Genomic DNA, 23238 nt, shown 5'->3' on the forward strand with positions numbered 1-23238 from the left:
TATTATTCATATTTTAGAGTTTTTAAAGTAACGTCCTATTTCCATAAGCTTTGTCCTCTAGTTGGAGCCACCTATATTTCTAACCAATGCGTTATTAATAACATACTCCAATATTTTTTTCTTTCAAAGCAACTTGAGAAGCTTTGAAACTTCATTTATACTGTAATATTAACTTTTAATTAAAACATGTAGCTATTTTTTTATGTTTTATCATTACATAATAAAATCTTCTAACATCTTTATTTTATTATGTAATTCTTCTTTTCTTAATTTAGCAGATTCAGTTTCTTCTTTTATAAAGCATAAAATTTTATTGTATTTTTCAATTTTACTCTTTATATAATCCTTTATTAACTTATTATTGTCTTTTAACATTATTGGACTTATCTCGTAAAATATAGAATCTAATTTAGTGTTTTCTCCCATCTTATATCTTACCTTAAACAATTCATAAAATTGTCCTTCATCAAAACATAAGTCTTCGTTTAAAATCTCATAATTACTGTTATATAAGTATTCTCTTAAAACCTCAGGGTTTTGTGCTGGTTGAAGAATTAAATAATCTATTTTTTTAACTTTATTAATATCTTTTTCCAACATATCCCTTATTAGATTTCCACCCATTCCAGCTATTATCACACCTTGTACTTCATCCCTCTTTAAAGGTGAAAGACCTGCCCCTAAACGTAAATCTATTTTATCTATAACTCCATCTAATGAAGCATTAATTTTTGCTTTTTTAAGTGGATCTTTATTTATATCACTAGCAATTGCTTTTTCTACTATTTTATTTTTTACTAAGTAAATTGGTATATATCCATGATCAGTTCCTACGTCCATTACAGCATCACATTTATCAACATATTCTAATATCCAATTTAATCTTTTGCTTAAATCCATAATTTATCTCCTCTTCTATTTATCATTTTTTTAATTTCAAAAAATTCTATAATTTTTTATACTATAAAAAAGAGCACCTGTAAAGGTGCTTTTTAATCTAGATAATCTTTTAATTTCTTGCTTCTTGATGGATGTCTAAGCTTTCTTAATGCTTTAGCTTCAATTTGTCTAATTCTTTCTCTTGTTACATTAAACTCTTTTCCTACTTCTTCAAGTGTTCTAGCTCTTCCATCATCTAATCCAAATCTTAATCTTAGAACTTTTTCTTCTCTTGGAGTTAAAGTATCTAATACATTTATTAATTGCTCTTTTAACATTGTAAATGCTGCTGCTTCTGCTGGAGCTGGAGCTTCATCATCTGGTATAAAGTCACCTAAGTGAGAATCTTCTTCTTCACCAATAGGTGTTTCTAATGATACTGGTTCTTGCGCAATTTTTTGAATTTCACGTACTTTATCTACTGGCAATTCCATTACCTTTGAAATTTCTTCTGGGAAAGGATCTCTACCCAATTCTTGTAATAATTGTCTTTGAACTCTTATTAACTTGTTGATAGTTTCTACCATATGAACTGGTATTCTAATAGTTCTAGCTTGATCCGCAATAGCTCTAGTTATTGCCTGTCTAATCCACCATGTTGCATAAGTAGAAAATTTAAAACCCTTTCTATAGTCAAATTTCTCTACTGCTTTTATAAGACCTAAATTTCCTTCTTGAATTAAGTCTAAAAATAGCATACCTCTACCAACATATCTTTTAGCTATACTTACTACCAATCTTAGATTAGCTTCTGCAAGCTTCTTCTTAGCTACTGGATCGCCCTCTTCAATTCTCTTAGCATAATCTATTTCTTGTTCTGATGATAATAAAGGCACCTTACCTATTTCTTTCAAGTACATTCTAACAGGATCATCTATTGCAATTCCTTCTAAGACTGTTAAATCTATCTCTTCTTCAACTTCTGGTGCATCAGTTGCTCCACCTATTACTTCAATTCCCATCATTTCAAGTACTTCATAAATTTTTTCTATTTGTTCTGGATTTAAATCTATATGATCTATTTCATCCATAATTTCCTTATAAGTCAAAGAACCACTTTTCTTACCTTTATCAATCAGACCTTTTACCATGGCCATTTTAGCATTTTTGTCTTCTTTTCCTTTTTCGGCCTTCTTTTTAACTTTTTGATCCATACTTTCCTTACCTCCTTCTGCCATGACCATTAACCTCTCTTTCTTTTTTTCAATATTTCTAAGTTTGTTAACTTAACTGCAAGCTTTATAGACTCCTCAATCATTCCCTTATCTTCCAATCTTTTTTGTTCATTTTTTAAATCATTGATTTCTAACTGTAGTTTAAAACATTTTACTTCATTTAAATAATCATTAATTAACTTATCTTTGTTATTTAAGTCTAGAATTTCAAGTTCTTTTATTGCAATCCATTCTTTTGAACTTTCAATTTCATCACATCTATTTTCCACATATGATTCTATGTTATTAGAACTTTTATTTTTAGATTCTAATATTAAAGAATATATTCTTTTATGAGAATCTAATATAAAATCCTCTGAGCTCATACCATCTTTAATTTGGTCATAAATTTCTTCGTTTAACATTAATTTAAGTAAAGCTCTCTCTGCTTTTAAATATGCAGGCTCTACATATAATTTTGTTCCAAAATCTTCCTTTTTATTCACATAATTGCCTTCTTTTTGGTTTTTTGACATTACTTGTGAAAGCAAATCATATAGTGCCTGTTCTTTTATACCAGTATCTTCTGAAATTTTCTTTATATAGACATCTTTTTCTACTGGATTTAAGTCTGCTAAAATTTTCGCTACTTTTTCTCCATACTTAATTAAATTGTTTCTATCCTTTAAATTTATGCCTTCTCCTATTCTTTTAATTCTGTATTCAATTAAAGGTAGTGCTTCCCTTGCTAGTTTTAAAAAAGCATCTTTTCCATTACTTCTCACAAACTCGTCTGGGTCTTTTCCTTGTGGAATTATAAGTACCTTAACTTCAAATCCAGAATTTCTAAGTATCTCAAGACCTCTTAAAGTAGCTGTTTGCCCTGCAATATCTGCATCATATGATATAATAACATTGTTTGTATATCGCTTTAAGAGTTTAGCTTGATTGGTAGTTAGAGCAGTTCCTAATGACGCAACAACATTTGTTACCCCATACTGATGAAGCGTTATTAAATCCATATACCCTTCAACAATTATCATGTAATCCTCTTTAAGCTTATTTTTCACTGCAAAATTTAACCCATAAAGATTAATTCCTTTTTGAAATACTGTAGTTTCAGGTGAATTTAAATACTTAGGTTTTGAATCATCTAATACTCTTCCTCCAAACCCAATGACCCTACCTTTTACATCAAAAACAGGAAACATAACTCGATTTCTAAATCTGTCATATATATTTCCTTTTTCTTGATTTTTTGAAACTAATCCTGCTTCTATTAAAAAGTCATCTTTATATCCCCTGGCTCTTAAGTAAGTAATTAGATCTCTCCAACTATTCTTAGAATATCCAAGACCAAACTTCTTTATAGTTGCTTCCTTTATTCCTCTATTAAGAAAATAATCTTTTGCTAAATGTATTTTTTGCAAATTAGTAAAGTAATATCTTCCAGTTTCTACATTAATTTTATATAATATCTCCCTCTTTTTAATAAACTGAGGCGTTTCATTAGAATGTAGATTTATAGGAATATTAGCTTTATTAGCTAAATACTTTACAGCCTCTACAAATGTAAGATTTTTTTGTTTCATAATAAAAGTTAAAACATTACCAGCTTCTCCACATGCAAAACACTTATATATTTGTTTTTCTTGTGAAACACTAAATGATGGTGTTTTATCACTATGAAACGGACATAATCCTATATAATTTTTTCCAGTTCTCTTTAATCTTACACTTTCTGATATAATATCCACTATATCAGTTTGTTCTTTTACTTTTTCGATAATTTCTTGTGGAATTTGCAAGGAGACATCTCCCTCCTTACTTAATTTTTCAACAATTATATAATATTCGACATCATAATCACTTTTCCTTCTTATTTATCCAAAAAAATTTTTTTATCATGCCACTGAATTACTAATTCTTTTTTTTACCTTATAATCCTCTTTTTTCATTACAAAATTTATTTGCCCAATTTATTGGTATTTTATACTCTAAGAATACATTAAATATTCTTGGTTCTAGCTTTACCATTATAACTTTATTTAAACAGCTAATATATTACTAATTTAGGAACATACAATCTATTAAACAAAGATAAACAATAATCATCACTCATTCCAGCTATATAATCTGCAACACCTCTTTTTAGACCTTCTTTTTCTACTATATTCTTATATAATTCAGGCATTTCTTCTGGTTTATTACTATAATAATTTAAAAGTTGCCTTAATATAAATTTCGCCTTATCTCTTTCTCTCTTTAATGTATTTCCTAAATATATATTTTCAAACATAAATTTTCTAAGTTTAATCATAATTTCTTCAATTTCTTCATCTAAAGAAACTTTTTTAATTCCATTTTCAATATTATTATTTGATGTTTTTATAAAATTTTTAATTAATGTTTCCATTCTCTCATTTGAAGAATTACCTAGTAATCTTTTTATGTCACTTGGAATATCACTTTCTTTTAATAATCCAGCTCTTATAGAATCATCTATATCATGATTTAAGTAAGCAATTTTATCACTATACTTTACTACAGTTCCTTCTAATGTTAATGACTTATTACTTTTACCACCAAATCCACTATGATTTAAAATTCCATCAATAACTTCTATACTTAAATTAAGTCCTTCTCCATTATTTTCTAACTTTTTTACAACTCTAACACTTTGCTCATTATGCCTAAAACCTTCTTTTAAATATTCATTCAGAACCTCTTCTCCATTATGTGCAAATGCAACATGACCTAAATCATGTCCTAACGCTATGGCTTCAATTAAATTTTCATTTAAGCCAATACCAACGCCTATGTTCCTAGCTACTTGTGCAACTTCTAAGGTATGAGTTAATCTGGTTCTATAATGATCACCAAATGTTTTTATATATACCTGAGTTTTATGTTTTAATCTTCTAAATGATTTACTATGAATAATTCTATCTCTGTCAAGCATATAACAAGTTCTAATATCATCCTCTTCTTCTTTTTTATCTCTTCCTAAAGAACAAGAGGAAAAAGAGGCTTCTTTAATAAATGTCAAGTTTTCAAAATACTCAATTTTTTCCCTTATCTTCATATACTTCACCTCTTCTTATCTATTCTATATATATCATTAAAATCCTTTATAAATTCATAAAATTATTATTTACCAAAACCTCACTAATTATTGTTATACTTTAATTTTTTATTTCCTTTATTTATGTATATTTATAGTTTTCCATTAATATCATAATAATAAATAAATTTATAAGGAGAAGTATTTTATGGAACCAGAATTAAATTTATTAGAAAAATCAAATCTATCACCTGATATAATAAAAAACACTGTTTTAAAACATTATAATTTACAAAATGCTAAGGTAGACATAGTTAAATTTAAAGACACGGCTAAACAAAGAGCTGTATATAAAGTAAATGATAATAATAAATGCTATTGCTTAAAAAAAGTTTATTATGATTTGCCTGATTTACTATATGTATATTCTGCTAATGAATGGGTTTACAGATATGGTATACAAGTTTCAAAATTTATTCCTACCATTGATAATAATAGATTTGTATATTATTCAGACATGCTATTTATACTAACACCTTGGATAGATGGTGTGAAATGTAATTTTGATGATCTAAACCACGTTATACTTTCTATAAAAAAGCTTGCTAATATGCATCTTATTTCAAAAGATTTCCAACCAATTTTAGGAAGTTCATATAAGGTAGGTCTTGATGATTACTACATATCAACCTTAAAACATTTTGAACAATTATTAACTATATCTAATCAAGCTTTCAAATATAAAGATGATTTTTCTAAAGAATTTATATCTAATTTTGATGTTAATTTGTATCTTGCAAAACTCTCTTTAGATATAGCTTATAATATTGATAATAAAGAGCTAAGCACTTCATTATGTCATGGTGATTATGTAAATAAGAATATAATTTTCACTAAAGATTTAGAAACTTGCATAATAGATTTTGATAAATGTAAGGTAGATTATTGTGCTAAAGATTTAGCTTATTTTATGCGTAGACTTCTTAAACGTGAAAATACAAATTGGAATGTTAATTTAGCTTTATCTATAATAAAAACCTATAATGAAATTTTCAAATTAACTCCTTCTGATTTAAGATATTTATTAGCTTATATTTGTTTTCCTCAAAAATATTGGAGAATTTCAAGGGATTATTATAGGAATATATCCAAATGCAACAAAACGGCTTTTTTAACACTTTTAAAAAACACAACTTCAAAGAGTATTGCTCAGTATAACTTCGCATTAGAGTTACTTATGAATATAAAAAATGAATTTAATATACTTTTGATATAAAAAAATGAATACTTTACGTTTTAAATTATTAAAGTAATCTATCATTTTCTTATATCTAATCAGCTCTTTAAACTAAAAAATTTTATAATTTCTTAAAAAATAAAAAACACGCAATGGAATTTACCATTACGTGCTTTTTTATCTTTTAATTTAACATATAATTTATTTTCTGCTATTACCTACTATTTCTTACTTGAGCTTGCGCTGCTGCAAGTCTAGCAAGTGGCACTCTAAAAGGTGAACAAGAAACATAATTAATTCCCATATCATGACAGAATTCAATTGATGATGGATCTCCACCATGTTCTCCACATATACCTAATTTAATATCAGGTCTTGTTTCTCTACCTTTTTCTACTGCAATTTTAATTAAAGCTCCAACACCACTTCTATCTAACTTAGCAAATGGATCTTGCTCATATATCTTCTTATCATAATAATCTGTTAGGAATTTAGAAGCATCATCTCTTGAGAATCCAAATGTCATTTGAGTTAAATCATTAGTACCAAATGAGAAGAATTCAGCTTCTTTAGCAATTTCATCAGCTGTCAATGCTGCTCTTGGTATTTCTATCATTGTTCCTATTTTATATTCTAAATCAATATTCTTTTCTTTTAATACTGATTCTGCTGTATTTTTTATTACGTCTTTTACATATTTTAATTCCTTCAAATCACCTATTAAAGGTATCATTATTTCTGGAACAATATTATATCCTTTATTAGCTTTAACCGCTATAGCAGCTTCTATAATAGCTCTTGTTTGCATCTCTGCTATTTCTGGATATGATACAGCAAGACGACAACCTCTATGACCCATCATTGGATTAAATTCATGTAAATTATCAACTGTAAGCTTTAACTCTTCAAAAGTTAATCCAATTTCATTAGATAGCGTTCTTATATCTTGATCTGTACTCGGCAAAAATTCATGTAGAGGTGGATCTAATAATCTTATAGTAACAGGTCTTTCTTCTAAAGCTTCATATATACCTATAAAATCTCCTCTTTGCATTGGCAATATCTTGTCAAGTGCAACTCTTCTTTGTTCTTCATCTTTAGCTGTAATCATTTGTCTTACTGCCATTATTCTATCTTCTGCAAAGAACATATGCTCAGTTCTACAAAGTCCTATTCCTTCTGCACCAAATTCAACTGCTTGTTTAGCATCCTTTGGAGTATCTGCATTAGCTCTGATTTTTAATTTTCTTATTTCATCAGCCCAACGCATAAATATTGCGAAATAACCTGATATTTCAGGTATAACAGTTTTAATTTTTTCTCCATATACATTTCCTGATGTACCATCTATTGAAATAAAATCATCAGCTGTATATACTTTATCTCCAACTTTAAGAGTTCTCTTAACTTCATCTACTTTAAGAGTTCCACAACCTGCTACACAGCAAGTTCCCATTCCTCTAGCAACTACTGCTGCATGAGAAGTCATTCCACCTCTTACTGTTAGAATACCTTTTGCTGCAACCATGCCCTCTATATCTTCTGGAGATGTTTCAAGTCTTACTAAAATAACATCTTCATCTAAAGCTGCTCTATCCTTAGCTTCTTCAGCTGTAAATGCAATCTTACCACAAGCTGCTCCTGGAGATGCTGGTAAACCTTTAGCAATAGGATTTGCTTGTTTTAATGCCTCAGTATAGAATGTAGGATGAAGCAACGTGTCTAATTGTTTTGGTTCAACTTTTAATACAGCCTCTTCTTTAGTTATCATTCCATCATTAAACAAATCAACAGCTATTTTTAATGCTGCTTGAGCTGTTCTCTTACCATTTCTAGTTTGTAAGAAATATAACTTTCCTTCTTCTATAGTTATTTCCATATCTTGCATATCTTTATAATGATTTTCTAATTTACTTACAATATTAACAAATTCATCATAAATTTTAGGATCTTGTTCTTTTAATTTTGATATTGGAAGTGGTGTTCTTATACCTGCTACAACATCTTCGCCTTGCGCATTCATTAAGTATTCACCATATATAACATTTTCACCTGTTGCTGGATTTCTTGAGAAAACAACACCAGTTCCAGATGTTTCACCCTTATTTCCAAAAACCATTTCTTGTACATTTACTGCTGTACCCCATTCACCTGGAATATCATTAAGTCTTCTATAAACAATAGCTCTAGGATTATTCCATGATCTAAATACTGCAGTTATAGCTTCAATTAGTTGAGTTTTGGGATTTTGTGGGAAATTTTCCCCTTTTTCCTTTTTATATATTGCTTTAAATTCAGATACCAATACTTTTAAATCATTCTCATCTAAATCAGTATCAAATTCTACCCCTTTTTTATCTTTAATTTCTTCAATTTTATTTTCAAATAATCTGTTCTCTATACCCATAACAACATCTGAAAACATTTGAACAAATCTTCTGTAAGAATCATAAGCAAATCTAGGATTATTAGTTAATTTAGCCATACTTTCTACTACTTCATCATTTAATCCTAAATTTAAAATAGTATCCATCATTCCTGGCATTGATGTTCTTGCACCAGATCTTACTGATACTAATAGTGGATTTTCATTGCTTCCAAATTCTTTTCCACTAACACTTTCAAGTTTTTGTAAACTATTATAAATTTCATTTATAATTTCATCTGAAATGGCTTTACCATCTTCATAGTACTTGTTACATGCTTCAGTTGTAACTGTGAACCCATAAGGTACAGGAATGCCTAAATTAGTCATTTCTGCTAAATTTGCACCTTTACCTCCTAGTAAATTTCTCATTGAAGCATTTCCTTCATTGAAAAGATAAACATACTTTTTGGTCATATCAATACTCCCCCATTCTTAAATTTTTATACCATATATTTACTATCGAGAAAAAATATCTCGTAGCTAGCACTGATTAACCTTATTATTATTGTTTTCCTAATTTAACAAACAATTTTGTAATATTAGTCTTGGAAACCTTTCCTATTATCTTAAATTGTTCCTTATCACCTATCTTTTCTAACGATTCTACAATGGGGATACTATCAATTTCATGCTCTATTATTTTTTTAGCTAAATCATATGCATTATCATCTTTATTACCACATATAATGTTTGGCATACGAGTCATTATTACTCCAATCGGTACCTTATGAATATCTGTTCCTCCTATAGCAATTTTAAGAAAATCCTTTCTTGAAACAGCTCCAGTTAAAACACCTTCATTTTCTACAAATAATGTACCAACATCATTAAGGAATAAGAATACAATTGCATCATATACCATAGTTTCTTCACTAACTGTAATTGGCTTAGACATAATTGCATTAGCTTTAATTTCAGTTATATAGTCATGTAACATACCACTAGAAGATTTGCCTGAATATATATATCCTACCTTAGGTCTAGCATCTAAAATGCCTATCATTGTAAGTATTGATAAATCTGCTCTAATTGCAGCTCTTGTTAAACCTAACTTTTCTGCTAAAGCCTCACTTGTGATTGGTTGATGCTCTTTTACTAACTTAATTATTTCTTCTTGCCTATTTGATAACTTCAAAATTCTCCCTCTTTCCCTGAAATAAAAGAACTACTTAAGCTTTTAATCTTGGTCATCAAAATCAACTTTATACGTATAAACTGTTTCATTTCCAGTATATACTTTTGATTTATCTTCACCATTATTTGTTTTTACTTTATTCTTTACTTCATCTACTTTAGATTTCATTTTATCTGCAATATCAACGGCTTTGTCTTTCACATCATTTGAAACTTTATATACATATTTATTTATAACTTCGACTGAACCATCTTTTTTAGTTATTTCTATTGTTATTTTTGTTGCAACTGCTGCAATTACACTTGCTACCAATATTGGTGGAATTAATACTGCAATAACTCCAGCGGCTATTCCTGCATTTACAGGAATATCTATTAATTCAGTATCCTCCTTCTTAATCTTTATTCTTGTTATATTCCCTTTATGAATTAAATCTTTAATAAAATTTTTTAATTCTTCTATAGTCATATTTTGTTTATCTTCTTTATCATCATAAATGTTATAATCTACATTTTCTTCATCGTTACTTGCTTCTTCTAAATAAATTAATGCTTCTAAAACATCTCCATTACATTCTTCTAACGCTTGTTTAGCTATTGCATAGCTAACCCCTGTTCTTTCTATTATCATATCTACTTTTTCTAATGTAATATTAGTCATTATTTATCACTCCTTAATAAATTTTAACATTTCTAAGCTTTTAGGCTTTTTAGAATAGTTATTACATATTAAATAACTTGTTATTTTTTCTAATTCTTCTTTGATTTTATCAGTTAAATTGAGCCTATATACCTTATCTATTTTCATCTTTAATAAAAATTTCAAAGCATTATAAGTAGCTTTTGAAATATATAATCCATATTCTTTAGGACATTCATCACATACCCCACCATAATTAGATAAACTTATATAATTAGATGATGGAATTTTCTTTTTACACATACAGCAATTCTCTAATTCTAAAGAATATCCCGTGTTTTTTAATAATTTCAATTCAAATGCTCTTACTAATAGTTCATACTCTAAAGCATTTGTATCTAAAAGATAAAAAGTAGTAACTAAATCTATAAAAATCTGTTTATTTTTTTCATCATCAGGTGTACATATATCTATGAGTTCACATAAATAAGATGAGTAAGTAAGCTTATCTAAGTTTTCTAACAATCCTTGAAAAGAGTTTATAATTTTCCCTTCTTGAATCGTATACAAATTTTTACCTTTATATAACATGTACTCACCATAGCATAAAGGCAGAGTAATAGAAAAAGACTTATTTTTACTTTTCTTTGCCCCTTTTGCTATAGCAGCAATCTTACCCAACTCTTCTGTATAAAGCCAAACTAATTTATCATTTTCTTTAAAATCCTGTGATTTTATAATAACAGCCTTACTTTCAAAAAGTGCCAGAAAGATCATCTCCTAATTTTAGAATAAATATATCTATTTTTTCTTATATCCTAATTCTTTTAACAGATTTTGATTATCTCTCCACTCTTTTCTTACTTTAACCCATATTTTAACATTAACTTTTGTTCTTAAGAATCTTTCTAACTCATATCTTGAAGTTTCACCTATTTTTTTAAGCATTTGTCCGTTTTTACCTATTATTATTCCTTTATGGGAATCTTTTTCACAAATTAAATCAACTTCTATATGATATGTTCCATTGTCACTTTGCTTCATTTGAATTATGTCAACAGCAATACCATGAGGCACTTCATCACGTAAACATCTTAAAGCTTTTTCTCTTACAATTTCAGAAACAACAAATCTTTCTGGAACATCTGTTATCATATCTTCCGGATAATATTTAGGACCTTCTGGTAACTCAGTTTTCATTAAGTCAACTAATGTGTCTACATTTTTTCCTTTTATTGCAGCTATAGGAACTATTTCTTTAAAGTTAAATTCACTTGAATACATTTCTAAACTTTTAGCTACTCTTTCAGGCGTGCTTTCATCTATCTTATTTAAAACAAGGTATACAGGACATTTTTTATCTTTTAAAGACTCTAAGATAAACTTATCTCCTTTACCTATTTCTTCGTCTGGATTAGTTAAAAATAAAACTAAATCAACATCATTAGTAGAATCCTTCGCAGAATTCACCATATATTCTCCAAGCTTATGTTTTGGCTTATGAATTCCTGGCGTATCCACAAAGACGATTTGATAATCTTCACCTGTTAATATTGTTTGAATATTATTTCTAGTGGTTTGAGGCTTATTAGAAACTATTGATAGTTTCTCCCCCATTATATAATTTAATAAAGTTGATTTACCTACATTAGGTCTACCAACTATTGTAACGAATCCTGATTTAAACATTTTTCCTCCTTCTATAACTTAATCACACTCAAATACTCTAATTAAGTTATACGTTAATTATAAATTTAATTTCATCTTTAGATAAAGTTTATTTCCCTACATAGAAAACAAATATATCTTATCTAATCATAATATAGTTTACAAATAGTATACTCTATTTATTCTATTATGTATATTATAATTAATAATTAACACCCTTTCGCTAATAAGACTCTATATAAAAAATTATTAATCAATATTTCCCAACTACTAACTCATTAATTCTTATTTCTATGATTATAATTAAAATTTTTATACTATATAACATAAAATCTTCTTAACTAAATATAGATATTTTTTATATTACAAATGCTCGTAAAATTTTCAAATGATATTTTACGAGCATTTACTAATTTATTCGAAAAAATTTATCTTAAAAACAAGATAAACATATAATTAATTATAACAAACCCTATACTTTTCTAGGCATTAATTTCATTATTTATATTCTAAATACTACAAATATAAACATAGTTAACAAAATTCCAAAGAGCGCTCCTACAATGACTTCTATAATCGTATGAACTTCAGAGTCAACTCTACTTTGAGCAGTTATAAGAGCCATGAGATAACTTAACATAACACATATAGGTTCTTCTGTAATTAATGAAATTGCTGTGGCAATTGAAAAGGCTAACGCACTATGTCCACTTGGCATTCCACCTTTTAGTGGCGTTCCTTCTCCAAATATAGCTTTTACTATGATTGTAGCTATACATACTATTACGAGCACAATAAAAATTGTGTATGGTTCTGATTTTTTCACTTTATTAATTAAGTTATATGAAAAATACGATAATTTATCCCAAAATATTATATATCCTACTAATACAGCATTTATTGCAGTAACTAAAACAGCTCCCGCAGCTGCATTTTTAGCTATCTTAGCTAATGGATGATAATAATTTGCTTTTAGATCTATCACAGCTTCTATAGCTGTATTAATTATTTCTGCACTTATAACCATAGTAATTGTTATGGTTAATATAAGAAATTCATATTTTGTTACATCAAAGAAAAAACATGCTATCAATATTAACAACGCTACTATTAAATGTATTTTCATATTACGCTCTGTTCTTACTGTTTCTATGATTCCATTTATAGCATTATTAAAACTATCTAAAACCTTTTTAAGTTTCATCGTTATTTTTCACCTGCTTTTCTACTATCTTCTTATATCAAGTGCAGTTAATATTTCTTCCTCTCTTTTTCTCATTTTCACCTTATCCTCTTCTTCCATATGATCATATCCTAAAAGATGTAATATGGAATGTACTACTAAATAAGATGCTTCTCTTTCATAAGAATGATTATACTCTTTACTTTGTTCTAAAGTTCTCTCTAAAGACAGTACAATGTCTCCAAGTACTAAATCATCTCCATCAAAGTCTGCTTCTGAAAAATCATTTTCTGTATAAACTTCTTTAAAGACTTTCTTTTCTGGATAATCCAACATAGGAAAAGATAAAACGTCTGTAGCTCTATCTATATTTCTTGTTTCATTGTTAATTTCTCTGATTTCTTCATTATCAACAAATAATAAAGATATTTCACTTGAAATATTGACTTCTTCTTCTTTCAAAGCAAATTCTATAACTTTTTCTAGATGATTTGTAAATTCATCACTTACTTCCATTTTTTCTTGTCTATTATCAACATAAATCATCTTGCACACTCCCTATAATTTTTCTTTTGGATATTCAATTCTTTGATGATATATACCATTTAATGCATTTAAAAAGCATAATCTTATCTTTTCAATATCCTTAAGTGTTAAATCGCAATTAATTAATTGATTGGAATTTAACTTATCCTTTATTATGTTATTAACCATTTCCTCTATTTTATCTTTGTTAGGATCTTTTATTGATCTAACTGCTGCTTCTGTTCCATCTGCAAGCATTACTATCCCGGCCTCTTTACTGCTTGGAATAGGCCCTGAATACCTATAATCTTTTTCTTTTATATCATCTGGATTTTCAGCATTATTTTTCATAGTATAATAAAAATATTTCACTAAGGTAGTTCCATGATGCTCTGCTATAATATCTTGAATTATAGGAGGTAAATTATGTTCTTTGGCTAACCTTAATCCATCTTTAACATGTGATATTATAATGTGTGTACTAAGTTTAGCACTTATCTTATCATGTGGATTTTCTCTACCAATTTGATTTTCTCCAAAGAAATAAGGTCTTTCAGTTTTACCTACATCATGATAATAAGCTCCAATTCTAGCTACTACCGGATTTGCACCTACTTCTTCCGCTGCCATCTCTGCAAGATTTGAAACTAACATACTATGATGATATGTCCCTGGTGCTTCCATAAGTAACTTTTTTAATAATGGATTATTAGGATTTGATAATTCTAATAACTTAATCGTAGTAACTTCATTAAATGTCCCTTCTAAAAATGGTAGTACCCCTAATGCAAAAATTCCTGATAATACTCCTCCGATTATAGAGAATAAGCTTACCATAAAAATTTCCTTTAAATTACTAGATATAATTACACCTGTAGATAATGTTAGTATGGCACTAACAACTGATATATATAATGTTGCATATATAAGCTCATTTCTTTGCTGCATTTTCTTTAACATAACAGCACCTAAAATAGCATTTATAAATACTAACAACATCACTTGTGGATCAAATTCAACCAATGCACTCATTATAACTGAATTGAAAATACTTATTACAATTGATATTTTATAATTTAAAAGTAGTGTGAGCAACATTGATCCAAATGCAAATGGAATTAAAAAAGCTGAAACAGCACCAATACTTCTTGCTAAGATAAGAGAAAGTATATTAATTAAACTAATAAGAACTAATCTTTTAGCATTAAAAAATATATCCTTATAATTTAAATATATATAGCTATATTGTAAAAACAATATAACAAATAAAAATAGTGCTAAAGATAGATATACATATATATATTTACCCTTTATTCCATTATCAAGAAGTCCTAATTCATTTATTATTGCGATTTGTTCCGCTGTTACAGGTTCTCCTTCTTTTATTATAATTTGATTTTTTTTTATTATAACTTTAGAAGTACTTTTTTGAGCTTCTTTTTGCATTTCTTCAGTTTTTTCACTATCATAAAATAAATTTGGATTTATTTGTGATTTCGTTATATCAACTAATATTTCTTTTAACGGACTTGCTATATTTAGTTCTTCAATAGCATTTATTCCTTCTTTTTTTGCATTTTCAAGTGAACTTTCATTATTTTCTTGAATGTCTTTCTTATAAACACCATCAACTACATTAACTATTTTCCATTCTAAATCAATTAATGTTTCTTTAGGTGTATTTATTAACTCCTTATATTCATTATCTGTTAATTTAAATTGTGTTATTTTTCTTAGTTCAGTTATTTTACTTGCTTCATCCATATTTGTTGCATTTAAGTTTAATACTTCATCAAATAAAGACTTGATATTATCTTCTGCTTGAACTTTAACTTCATTTTTTACTGTGTACTGCTTATCAACTTTTTCTATAGCTTCACTTTCTTTTTCTTTTGTTGCCTTTTGATCTATTGTATCTCTTGGCGCTTTTATATCAACCCTAGCTATGTCCCCTTCTTGTAAATTAAACTGCTTCGGTGCTATCGCTGTTAAAAGCAAAATATATGACACAATAAATACAGTACCAAACAAAGCCAAATACTTTGATTTTTTTAACTTTAACTTCTCTAGTTTCTTATTATTTTTTGATTTCATGTTAATCACCTTCTCATCGCTAACATTGAAAGTATTAAGATATATTTTCAGCTATATCTTGTTCAACCGTAAAAATCACCTTTATACATATGGTATCTTCAGAAATATTTTCTATATCTACTTTATTATCTATTATTTTAGCATCATTAGTTAAGTCCTTTTGTAACGATTTTCTTAATTTTTCTACTGTATCTTCTACAACTTTATCCTTATCTAAATTAACACTTTTTCCTTCTTTTCTAAAATATATTATTTGATTTAATAAACCACCGGTTTCCTCTATTTTATCATAATATTTAAAATCATTTATAGCTTTTTTTAGATAAATTTTCTTATCCCCAAAATTCAAATAAATATCCCTATCCGTTTCCCCAGTTCTTTGGACTTTTTCTCCACTTGTTTGTATTTCCATTGACTTTTCATAAAAAGTGTTAGCTATTACACTGCCACTTGGCTTAACCTCTTTTTCAAAGCCTTCCTTACCTTGTATTGGCAAAATTAAAACATCACCCGTTTTTACTATATCTCCAGGTTTCACTGATGGATTTCCTGAAAAAGTAAATACTCTTTTAATTTCTCCATCCATCTTAGCCAGTACTTGTTCTGGTAATACTTTTTCTGTAATTGGTGGATTAACCTTTTCTGCTACAATTACTCTTAACGTAGACCCCTCTATTCTAGCCCTTACCCACATAACTTCCGAATCTAAATCTTCCATCTTTTTTTCTATATTATATACATTTATATCAGATTTCTTCAATCCTGGTTTTATACCTATAGATGTAAGTTCTTTCCTAACTTCAAATGGTGATAAATTATTTCTAGTTTGTATGTCTATGGCCCAAATGTAATTAGATAATACGTATAAAACCAATAAAAATACTGCTGCTCCAATACACAATGATAATTTTCTTTTTATTGATAACAGTAAAACTATTATACCACTTTTCCCAACAATTCTAACTTTTCCTTTAGTTTTTTTGACTACTTCTTCTACTTCTTTATATGAATCAAAAGGTATTTCAAACCTTACCGTAGTTATATTAAGTTTAACTATTTTACTTACATTTATTCCTCTTTGCCAAAGTATGTTCAACATCTTTTCTGGTATTAGACTGTTAACTTCTATTTTTATTTTTCCTATTTTCAACTTATCTAATATCATAATTATCCCTCATAAGATATTCCTCTAAAAATTCCACTTATAGTAATGGTATTATCCCCTATAAAAAGTATTTCAAATTTTTCACCTTCTACTATAACTGCACCAATTCTAGAGTTTATCTTAATCATGTTATTGTCAAAAACCATAATACCCTTATGATTTTCAATGGTTATTTCCTTATTTCCTACAACAATGATCTTTGGCAAATCTAAAACAACATCTGTGGGAAAATCTAATTTATCAAGTACTTTTTCTCTTCCTCTTTGAAACTTATCTTCCATCTTCTCCTCCTCTATACCCAAATACTCTGCTATTGTAATCTATGATTAAAAATTTAAATTAATTCATTAAAATTTTCTATAAATTGAACTTTATATGTAAAATAGTTTTGTAAATATAATATAGATTCTTAGAGAATTTTCTCATAATTATTTAGACAACAAAAAAATCCTTATGTTTAACAAAATATTAAACATAAGGATTTTTTGTATAGTTTATAAATAATAAAAGAACTCAAAAAAAGAGTTCTTTTATTATTTATTTAAATATTCTTTAACAATCTGACTTACAAGTTTACCATCAGCTCTGCCTACAATTTTAGGTCTTATAGCCGACATAACTTTACCCATATCTTTAATGCTACTTGCACCCATTTCTTCAGCTGAATCTTTTACTATTTGTTTTATTTCTTCTTCGCTTAACTGCTGAGGAAGGTATTCCAACAAAATTTCTAGCTCAGCATTACACTGATCCACTAAATCTTGTCTATTTCCTTTTTCGAATTCAAGCATAGATTCTCTACTTTGCTTAACTTCTTTTGCTAAAATATTGATAACTTCATCATCCTCAAGCTTAACATTATCAGTTTTTTCAACTAATAATATAGCAGATTTAGCTGTACTAATTGTATTAGCTCTAAATTTATCTTTAGCCTTTAAAGCGGCTTTCCAGTCTTCTTGAAGTTTTTCCTTAATTGTTGGCATTGTTATACCTTCTTTCAAAAGAAACCATTTTATTTAAACTTTCTCTTTCTAGCAGCTTCTGATTTTTTCTTTTTCTTAACGCTTGGCTTTTCATAATGTTCTCTCTTTCTTACTTCTGAAAGAACCCCAGCTCTAGCACACTTCTTTTTAAATCTTCTTAAAGCACTTTCAAGTGTCTCGTTTTCTCCAACTTTAATTTCTGACATTTACTATCCCTCCCTCCGCTAGCTTAAATTAATTAACTCAGCTATGGGCTTTATAACACACGGTATATTATACAATATTACACTGATTAATGTCAACAACTTAGAATAAAATGTCTGACTAATTATATTGTAAATTTTAACCTGGTGGCCATTGCAAGTTTCTACCAGCTAAAATGTGAAAATGCATATGATTTACCGTTTGGCCACCATCTTCTCCACAATTATTCACTATTCTATATCCACTTTCAGCAATGCCAAGCTCTACTACTAGTTTATTAATTACTTTAAAGAGGTGTGAAACTACATTAATATTTTTTTCATTTAACTCATTTACACTTTTTATATGTTCTTTAGGAATAATTAAAAAATGAACTGGTGCTTCTGGATTTATATCATAAAAAGCATATACAAGTTCATCTTCGTATAACTTTTTGCTTGGAATATCACCTTTTATAATTTTACAAAATATACAATCTCCCATAAATTCACCTCCTAAAAATATTATCAAAAGGTTCTGCTTTAATACAATATCGATATATACATAAATAAAGTTCTGGTCAGAATTCAAAAACTCTAATTATAACTCCACTTCATCTGTTGTATATATCAATATATATTTAAAACATAGCCTATTAAAAAATATAATTTTATAGTTAATTATATTTTCTTATTTTCATACATTTATTATACCAAATTTCTACTTTATTTTCCCAACAATATAATTATCTTCGTAATCTTCTATATTACAATTCATAATTTTACCTATGATTTCTTCATTTGCACCAGAAACTTCAGCTTTTACATAATTCTTAGTATATCCTTCAAAAAAGCCTGGCTTATTTGAACATTCTCTTTCTATTAAAACACCCATATCTCTACCTAGTAATTTTTTAATAAACTCTGTTTCATTTTCTTTGTTTAGTTCTGATAATATTTTACTTCTCTTATCTTTAATAGTACCATCTATTTGATTTGGCATTTCTGCTGCTTTAGTTCCTTTTCTAGGACTATACTTAAATAAGTGAACTTTAGTTAATTTCAATTTTTTTAAATATTCATATGTTTCATTGAATTCTTCTTCAGTTTCACCTGGGAAACCTACTATTAAATCAGTTGTAATTGATACATCTTCAATATTATCTCTTAATGTTTGAACTGTTTTAGCATATTCCTCTGCTGTATACCTTCTATTCATTCTTTTTAAAGTCGCATCAGAACCACTTTGAAGTGATAAATGAAAATGAGGACATAATTTTTTCATATTCTTTATTTTATTTATAACTTCATCAGTAAAGAAAGCTGGTTCTATAGAACCAATTCTAACTCTATCTATTCCGTCTATCTTCTCTATATCTTCAAGTAAGCTTATTAGCGTCACTCCTGTGCCTAAATCCACGCCATAAGAAGCTGTATGTATCCCAGATAAAATAACCTCTTTAAATCCATGCTCTGCTAACTTCTTTACTTCTTCAAGAACCTTTTCTGGTTTCTTAGAACAAGTAGCCCCTCTTGCATATGGTATTAGACAAAATGTACAAAATCTATTACACCCATCTTGTATCTTTAAGAACGCTCTAGTTTTATCTTGATATTCTTCTATATTAAGTTCTTCGAATTCTTTATTTCTAAGAACTTCATTAACACTTACTTGTATTGATTTTTCATCTCTAGCTTTATTAACAAAGTATACTATATCACCTTTATTTCTTGTTCCTAAAACAACATCTACACCTTCAATTTTAGAAACTTCTTCTGGAGCTATTTGAGAATAACATCCAACCACTGCAATTATAGCATCACTATTAATTCTTCTAGCCTTGCTTATTATTTGTCTTGATTTTTTATCGCCCATGTTTGTAACTGTACATGTATTTATAACATAAACATCAGCAAAGCCATCAAAGTCAGTAACGCTGTAACCCTCTCTTATAAACTTTTCTGTCATTGCTTCAGTTTCATATTGATTAACTCTACACCCTAATGTAGCAAATGCAACTTTCATTAAACATTTCCTCCTAAATCTGCTAATTCATATTGTATTAAAGAAGTAGCTACAAATCCTGCTGTTTCTGTACGTAAAATTCTATTGCCTAAAGTTATTATATAAGCACCTTTGTGTTTTAAAGTTTCAATTTCACTTTCTTCAAATCCACCTTCTGGTCCTATTACAACTCCTATATTTTTTATAGAATTTAAATCTACATTTTTATCACTTAGTTCTTTCACAAGACTTTTGAAACCAAAATTTTCTGCGTTTTCATAAGGGACTAAAATTAGATCTGACCTTTGCAGTTCATTTAAAGCTTCGTCAAATTCAACAACTTCTCTTACGTTTGGTATAATACTTCTTTTTGATTGCTTAGCTGCCTCTAAAGCAATTCTATTTAGTCTTTCAAGTTTTTTAAATTCGCCTTTTAATTTAACATCTACTCTATCTGTTATTATAGGCACAAATTCTTTTATACCAAGTTCCGTTCCTTTTTGAACTATCAAATCCATCTTTTGTCCTTTAGGTAATCCTTGAAATAAAGTTATATTTACTCTACTTTCATTATTAGTACTTAATTCTTCTAATATGCTTACTATTACCTCTTGTTTTCCAACAGATTCAATTTCTCCTAAGTATTCTTTACCTTCACAGTTATTTAAAACTACTTTTTCACCTTGATTTAAACGTAAAACCTTGTATATATGTTTTACATCATCACCAAGTATTTTTCCCTCTTTTTCTGTGATATTGCATGCTGAAGTAAAAAACTTATGCATAAAAATCTCCTTCATTAAATAAATTCAAAATTATTTTTAGCTTAATTACTTTGCTCTATTTTAATAAATGTTAAAAACATTATTTTAATTTAGCAACTATACAATTCCATTCCCCATCTTTGTTTACTTCCATAACTTCAAATCCACATTCATTAAGCTTTGAAGTAACCATATCTACTCTTTCATGTATTATTCCTGAAGTAATAAATAATCCACCTTTATTTAGAGCTTTACTAACATCATCTGTTAATATACAAATAATTTCTGCTATTATATTTGCTACTACTATATCAGCTTTTCCATCAATTACATCAAGAAGATTTCCTTCTAATATTTCAATATTATCTAAATCATTTAATCCTACATTTTCTTTAGCAGATTCAACTGCTACTGGATCTAAATCAACTCCTAAAGCTAATTTTGCTCCAAGCTTTGCTGCAGCTATAGCTAAAATACCAGAACCACAACCAACATCAAAAACAGTTGAATCATGTTCTACATACTTTTCTAACGCTTTAACACACATTCTTGTAGTTTCATGTGTTCCTGTACCAAATGCCATTCCTGGGTCTAATTCAATAACTAACTCTTCATCTTTAGGTGCATACTCTTCCCACATAGGTTTTACAACTATTCTTTCTGTAATATTTGATGGCTTATAGTACTTCTTCCAGTTGTTTGCCCAATCTTCTTCTTTTATCTTGTCACATTCAACTATACCTTTTCCTATATCGATTCCCATATCTTGAATTTCTTTAACTTTTTTCTTTGTAATTGAAACTATTTCCTCTAAATTATCATCTCCAGAGAAATAAGCTTTAACTACTGCAAATTCACCTTTATGCTCTAATACGTTTATGTCTGCGAAATCCCAAGTTAATGGTCCTTGATCTCTTGTTAATAAATCGTTTGGGTCTTCTACGGCAACCCCTTGGCTGTTTAGTCCATAAAATATTCCTGATACAGGTTCTATTGCTTCGCAACTTGTTATTACTCTAACTTCTATCCATACTCCGTTCATGTTAAATCACTCCTACACTTATTTTAATAATAGCTATGTTTTAAATAATCATTAATATATTAGTAAATATCAATCTGGTAAAAATAACTTTCTTTGACTAATAGCTTTGCACTATAATATCAATACAATTTTAAAACACAACATATAATAGATATTATGTTAATTTTTTAGTCTTCTTTTATTGCTATTAAAAACTTAGTTTTTATTCCTTGTTCAGTAAACATTCTTTCATGTTCAGTTTCAACATTTCCTTCAAAGCCACTAGTATGTAAATCATAAGTTATATATTCAATTCTAAACTTGCTTTCTTTAAAATATTCAAGAGATTCTTCAAATAATTCATCATCATCTGTCTTAAACCAAATCTCTCCATTCTCTTTTAAAAAGTTTCTATATTGAGCTAATTGTCTAGTATGTGTTAATCTTCTCTTCTTATGTTTCTCTTTAGGCCAAGGATTGCAAAAATTAATATAAATTCTACTTACATTATCATTTTCATCTAACATTTCATTAATAAGACCAATCTCTTGAGCCATCAATTTAATATTATTTAATTCTTTATTTTTATCATTATATGCTTTTTCTATATTTCTTTTAGCTAAACCTAAAACTTCATCTTTTATATCAATTGCAATATAATTAATATTTTCATTATCAGAACCATGTACAGCTACAAACACACCTTTACCGCATCCAAGTTCTAAGTAAATAGGATTTTCATTATTAAATGATTCCTTCCACTTACCTTTGTTGTCTTTAGGATTTACAATAAAAAAGTTACAACTTTCAAGTTCTGGTCTTGCCCATGGCTTTTTTCTCATTCTCATTGCTAATTCACTCCATCTTTTATGTAATATCTTATAAGTTTAATATCAAACAAATAAGACCTATGTATTTCCTTAATAAAAAAAGAATTCTTTTGCTTATTTTAGCATTAAAATTCACTTTATCATTCATAATAATTATACATATATCGAAATATATTGCAATTATATAAAATTTGGGACTCTCCCGTTGCATAATTTACTCTC

22 protein-coding genes are annotated in these 23238 nt (G+C 27.9%); 1 reads left to right on the plus strand and 21 read right to left on the minus strand.

Translation table 11 applies throughout. From position 1 onward, the window contains the following. Window positions 1-213: 213 nt before the first annotated feature. The 4 genes from RYM86_RS10100 to RYM86_RS10115 form a co-directional block, all read right to left on the minus strand. Window positions 214-900, minus strand: a complete 687-nt coding sequence (locus RYM86_RS10100; RefSeq protein WP_315080163.1) for a class I SAM-dependent methyltransferase — start codon at window positions 898-900, stop codon at window positions 214-216. A gap of 92 nt (window positions 901-992) precedes the next feature. Further along, complete coding sequence (gene rpoD, locus RYM86_RS10105; RefSeq protein ID WP_315080164.1) at window positions 993-2117, minus strand: RNA polymerase sigma factor RpoD; 1125 nt, start codon at window positions 2115-2117, stop codon at window positions 993-995. Between the two features lie 5 nt (window positions 2118-2122). After that, window positions 2123-3901 carry a DNA primase gene (dnaG, locus tag RYM86_RS10110; RefSeq protein ID WP_315080166.1) on the minus strand — a complete coding sequence of 593 codons (1779 nt, stop codon included), beginning with the start codon at window positions 3899-3901 and terminating at the stop codon, window positions 2123-2125. 248 nt (window positions 3902-4149) lie between these two features. Continuing rightward, entirely contained in the window at window positions 4150-5178 is a 1029-nt protein-coding gene (locus RYM86_RS10115) for a deoxyguanosinetriphosphate triphosphohydrolase (RefSeq protein WP_315080167.1), read from the minus strand. Between the two features lie 187 nt (window positions 5179-5365). On the opposite strand from RYM86_RS10115, the gene RYM86_RS10120 reads away from it, so the two are divergent. Further along, entirely contained in the window at window positions 5366-6433 is a 1068-nt protein-coding gene (locus RYM86_RS10120; RefSeq protein ID WP_315080168.1) for a CotS family spore coat protein, read from the plus strand. A gap of 175 nt (window positions 6434-6608) precedes the next feature. Here RYM86_RS10120 and ppdK read toward each other — a convergent pair whose 3' ends face one another. The 17 genes from ppdK to trmB all read right to left on the minus strand — a co-directional run bounded on the left by ppdK (window position 6609) and on the right by trmB (window position 23034). Beyond that, a complete protein-coding gene (gene ppdK / locus RYM86_RS10125) occupies window positions 6609-9236 on the minus strand; it encodes a pyruvate, phosphate dikinase (protein ID WP_315080169.1) in 2628 nt (875 codons plus the stop codon). An 88-nt stretch (window positions 9237-9324) separates the two neighbouring features. Beyond that, window positions 9325-9957, minus strand: a complete 633-nt coding sequence (locus RYM86_RS10130) for a helix-turn-helix transcriptional regulator (RefSeq protein WP_315080171.1) — start codon at window positions 9955-9957, stop codon at window positions 9325-9327. 42 nt (window positions 9958-9999) lie between these two features. Beyond that, entirely contained in the window at window positions 10000-10617 is a 618-nt protein-coding gene (locus RYM86_RS10135) for a DUF4342 domain-containing protein (RefSeq protein ID WP_315080173.1), read from the minus strand. A gap of 6 nt (window positions 10618-10623) precedes the next feature. Continuing rightward, on the minus strand, window positions 10624-11373 hold the full coding sequence (gene recO / locus RYM86_RS10140; protein ID WP_315080174.1) for a DNA repair protein RecO: 750 nt from the start codon (window positions 11371-11373) through the stop codon (window positions 10624-10626). A gap of 24 nt (window positions 11374-11397) precedes the next feature. Next, window positions 11398-12285 (minus strand): GTPase Era, encoded by an 888-nt coding sequence (gene era / locus RYM86_RS10145; protein ID WP_012425102.1) that lies wholly within the window; start codon window positions 12283-12285, stop codon window positions 11398-11400. 481 nt (window positions 12286-12766) lie between these two features. Further along, a complete protein-coding gene (locus tag RYM86_RS10150; RefSeq protein ID WP_315080175.1) occupies window positions 12767-13468 on the minus strand; it encodes a diacylglycerol kinase in 702 nt (233 codons plus the stop codon). Window positions 13469-13492: 24 nt separating this feature from the next. Next, window positions 13493-13993, minus strand: coding sequence for an rRNA maturation RNase YbeY (gene ybeY, locus RYM86_RS10155; RefSeq protein WP_315080176.1), 501 nt, complete (start codon window positions 13991-13993; stop codon window positions 13493-13495). 12 nt (window positions 13994-14005) lie between these two features. After that, window positions 14006-16066: an HDIG domain-containing metalloprotein gene (locus RYM86_RS10160; protein ID WP_315080178.1), complete on the minus strand. Its 2061-nt coding sequence runs from the start codon at window positions 16064-16066 to the stop codon at window positions 14006-14008. A gap of 34 nt (window positions 16067-16100) precedes the next feature. Further along, complete coding sequence (yqfD, locus tag RYM86_RS10165) at window positions 16101-17231, minus strand: sporulation protein YqfD (protein WP_315080179.1); 1131 nt, start codon at window positions 17229-17231, stop codon at window positions 16101-16103. Between the two features lie 2 nt (window positions 17232-17233). After that, window positions 17234-17512 (minus strand): sporulation protein YqfC, encoded by a 279-nt coding sequence (yqfC, locus tag RYM86_RS10170; RefSeq protein ID WP_315080181.1) that lies wholly within the window; start codon window positions 17510-17512, stop codon window positions 17234-17236. A 252-nt stretch (window positions 17513-17764) separates the two neighbouring features. Beyond that, the gene (locus RYM86_RS10175) at window positions 17765-18214 is read right to left on the minus strand and encodes a GatB/YqeY domain-containing protein (protein ID WP_315080182.1); all 450 of its coding nucleotides are present in this window, start codon (window positions 18212-18214) and stop codon (window positions 17765-17767) included. A 29-nt stretch (window positions 18215-18243) separates the two neighbouring features. After that, window positions 18244-18420 (minus strand): 30S ribosomal protein S21, encoded by a 177-nt coding sequence (gene rpsU, locus RYM86_RS10180; RefSeq protein WP_003371500.1) that lies wholly within the window; start codon window positions 18418-18420, stop codon window positions 18244-18246. A 136-nt stretch (window positions 18421-18556) separates the two neighbouring features. After that, complete coding sequence (locus RYM86_RS10185) at window positions 18557-18901, minus strand: histidine triad nucleotide-binding protein (RefSeq protein ID WP_315080186.1); 345 nt, start codon at window positions 18899-18901, stop codon at window positions 18557-18559. A 216-nt stretch (window positions 18902-19117) separates the two neighbouring features. Beyond that, window positions 19118-20422 (minus strand): tRNA (N(6)-L-threonylcarbamoyladenosine(37)-C(2))-methylthiotransferase MtaB, encoded by a 1305-nt coding sequence (gene mtaB, locus RYM86_RS10190; protein WP_315080189.1) that lies wholly within the window; start codon window positions 20420-20422, stop codon window positions 19118-19120. Continuing rightward, the gene (locus RYM86_RS10195; RefSeq protein ID WP_315080191.1) at window positions 20422-21186 is read right to left on the minus strand and encodes a 16S rRNA (uracil(1498)-N(3))-methyltransferase; all 765 of its coding nucleotides are present in this window, start codon (window positions 21184-21186) and stop codon (window positions 20422-20424) included. The genes mtaB and RYM86_RS10195 overlap by 1 nt, the downstream gene beginning before the upstream one ends. 79 nt (window positions 21187-21265) lie before the next feature. Next, the gene (gene prmA, locus RYM86_RS10200; protein WP_315080193.1) at window positions 21266-22207 is read right to left on the minus strand and encodes a 50S ribosomal protein L11 methyltransferase; all 942 of its coding nucleotides are present in this window, start codon (window positions 22205-22207) and stop codon (window positions 21266-21268) included. Window positions 22208-22374: 167 nt separating this feature from the next. Continuing rightward, window positions 22375-23034 (minus strand): tRNA (guanosine(46)-N7)-methyltransferase TrmB, encoded by a 660-nt coding sequence (gene trmB, locus RYM86_RS10205; protein WP_315080196.1) that lies wholly within the window; start codon window positions 23032-23034, stop codon window positions 22375-22377. Window positions 23035-23238 lie beyond the last annotated feature (204 nt).

It is taken from the genome of uncultured Clostridium sp., assembly GCF_963527835.1.
Taxonomy (GTDB): Bacteria; Bacillota; Clostridia; order Clostridiales; family Clostridiaceae; genus Clostridium.

Excerpts from the sequence above, each read along its gene's own strand:
- RYM86_RS10100 (WP_315080163.1), bottom strand. The coding sequence starts at position 900 with ATGGATTTAAGCAAAAGATTAAATTGGATATTAGAATATGTTGATAAA.
- rpoD (WP_315080164.1), bottom strand. The coding sequence starts at position 2,117 with ATGGCAGAAGGAGGTAAGGAAAGTATGGATCAAAAAGTTAAAAAGAAG.
- RYM86_RS10115 (WP_315080167.1), bottom strand. The coding sequence starts at position 5,178 with ATGAAGATAAGGGAAAAAATTGAGTATTTTGAAAACTTGACATTTATT.
- RYM86_RS10120 (WP_315080168.1), top strand. The coding sequence starts at position 5,366 with ATGGAACCAGAATTAAATTTATTAGAAAAATCAAATCTATCACCTGAT.
- ppdK (WP_315080169.1), bottom strand. The coding sequence starts at position 9,236 with ATGACCAAAAAGTATGTTTATCTTTTCAATGAAGGAAATGCTTCAATG.
- RYM86_RS10135 (WP_315080173.1), bottom strand. The coding sequence starts at position 10,617 with ATGACTAATATTACATTAGAAAAAGTAGATATGATAATAGAAAGAACA.
- recO (WP_315080174.1), bottom strand. The coding sequence starts at position 11,373 with ATGATCTTTCTGGCACTTTTTGAAAGTAAGGCTGTTATTATAAAATCA.
- era (WP_012425102.1), bottom strand. The coding sequence starts at position 12,285 with ATGTTTAAATCAGGATTCGTTACAATAGTTGGTAGACCTAATGTAGGT.
- RYM86_RS10150 (WP_315080175.1), bottom strand. The coding sequence starts at position 13,468 with ATGAAACTTAAAAAGGTTTTAGATAGTTTTAATAATGCTATAAATGGA.
- ybeY (WP_315080176.1), bottom strand. The coding sequence starts at position 13,993 with ATGATTTATGTTGATAATAGACAAGAAAAAATGGAAGTAAGTGATGAA.
- RYM86_RS10160 (WP_315080178.1), bottom strand. The coding sequence starts at position 16,066 with ATGAAATCAAAAAATAATAAGAAACTAGAGAAGTTAAAGTTAAAAAAA.
- yqfD (WP_315080179.1), bottom strand. The coding sequence starts at position 17,231 with ATGATATTAGATAAGTTGAAAATAGGAAAAATAAAAATAGAAGTTAAC.
- yqfC (WP_315080181.1), bottom strand. The coding sequence starts at position 17,512 with ATGGAAGATAAGTTTCAAAGAGGAAGAGAAAAAGTACTTGATAAATTA.
- RYM86_RS10175 (WP_315080182.1), bottom strand. The coding sequence starts at position 18,214 with ATGCCAACAATTAAGGAAAAACTTCAAGAAGACTGGAAAGCCGCTTTA.
- rpsU (WP_003371500.1), bottom strand. The coding sequence starts at position 18,420 with ATGTCAGAAATTAAAGTTGGAGAAAACGAGACACTTGAAAGTGCTTTA.
- RYM86_RS10185 (WP_315080186.1), bottom strand. The coding sequence starts at position 18,901 with ATGGGAGATTGTATATTTTGTAAAATTATAAAAGGTGATATTCCAAGC.
- mtaB (WP_315080189.1), bottom strand. The coding sequence starts at position 20,422 with ATGAAAGTTGCATTTGCTACATTAGGGTGTAGAGTTAATCAATATGAA.
- RYM86_RS10195 (WP_315080191.1), bottom strand. The coding sequence starts at position 21,186 with ATGCATAAGTTTTTTACTTCAGCATGCAATATCACAGAAAAAGAGGGA.
- prmA (WP_315080193.1), bottom strand. The coding sequence starts at position 22,207 with ATGAACGGAGTATGGATAGAAGTTAGAGTAATAACAAGTTGCGAAGCA.
- trmB (WP_315080196.1), bottom strand. The coding sequence starts at position 23,034 with ATGAGAATGAGAAAAAAGCCATGGGCAAGACCAGAACTTGAAAGTTGT.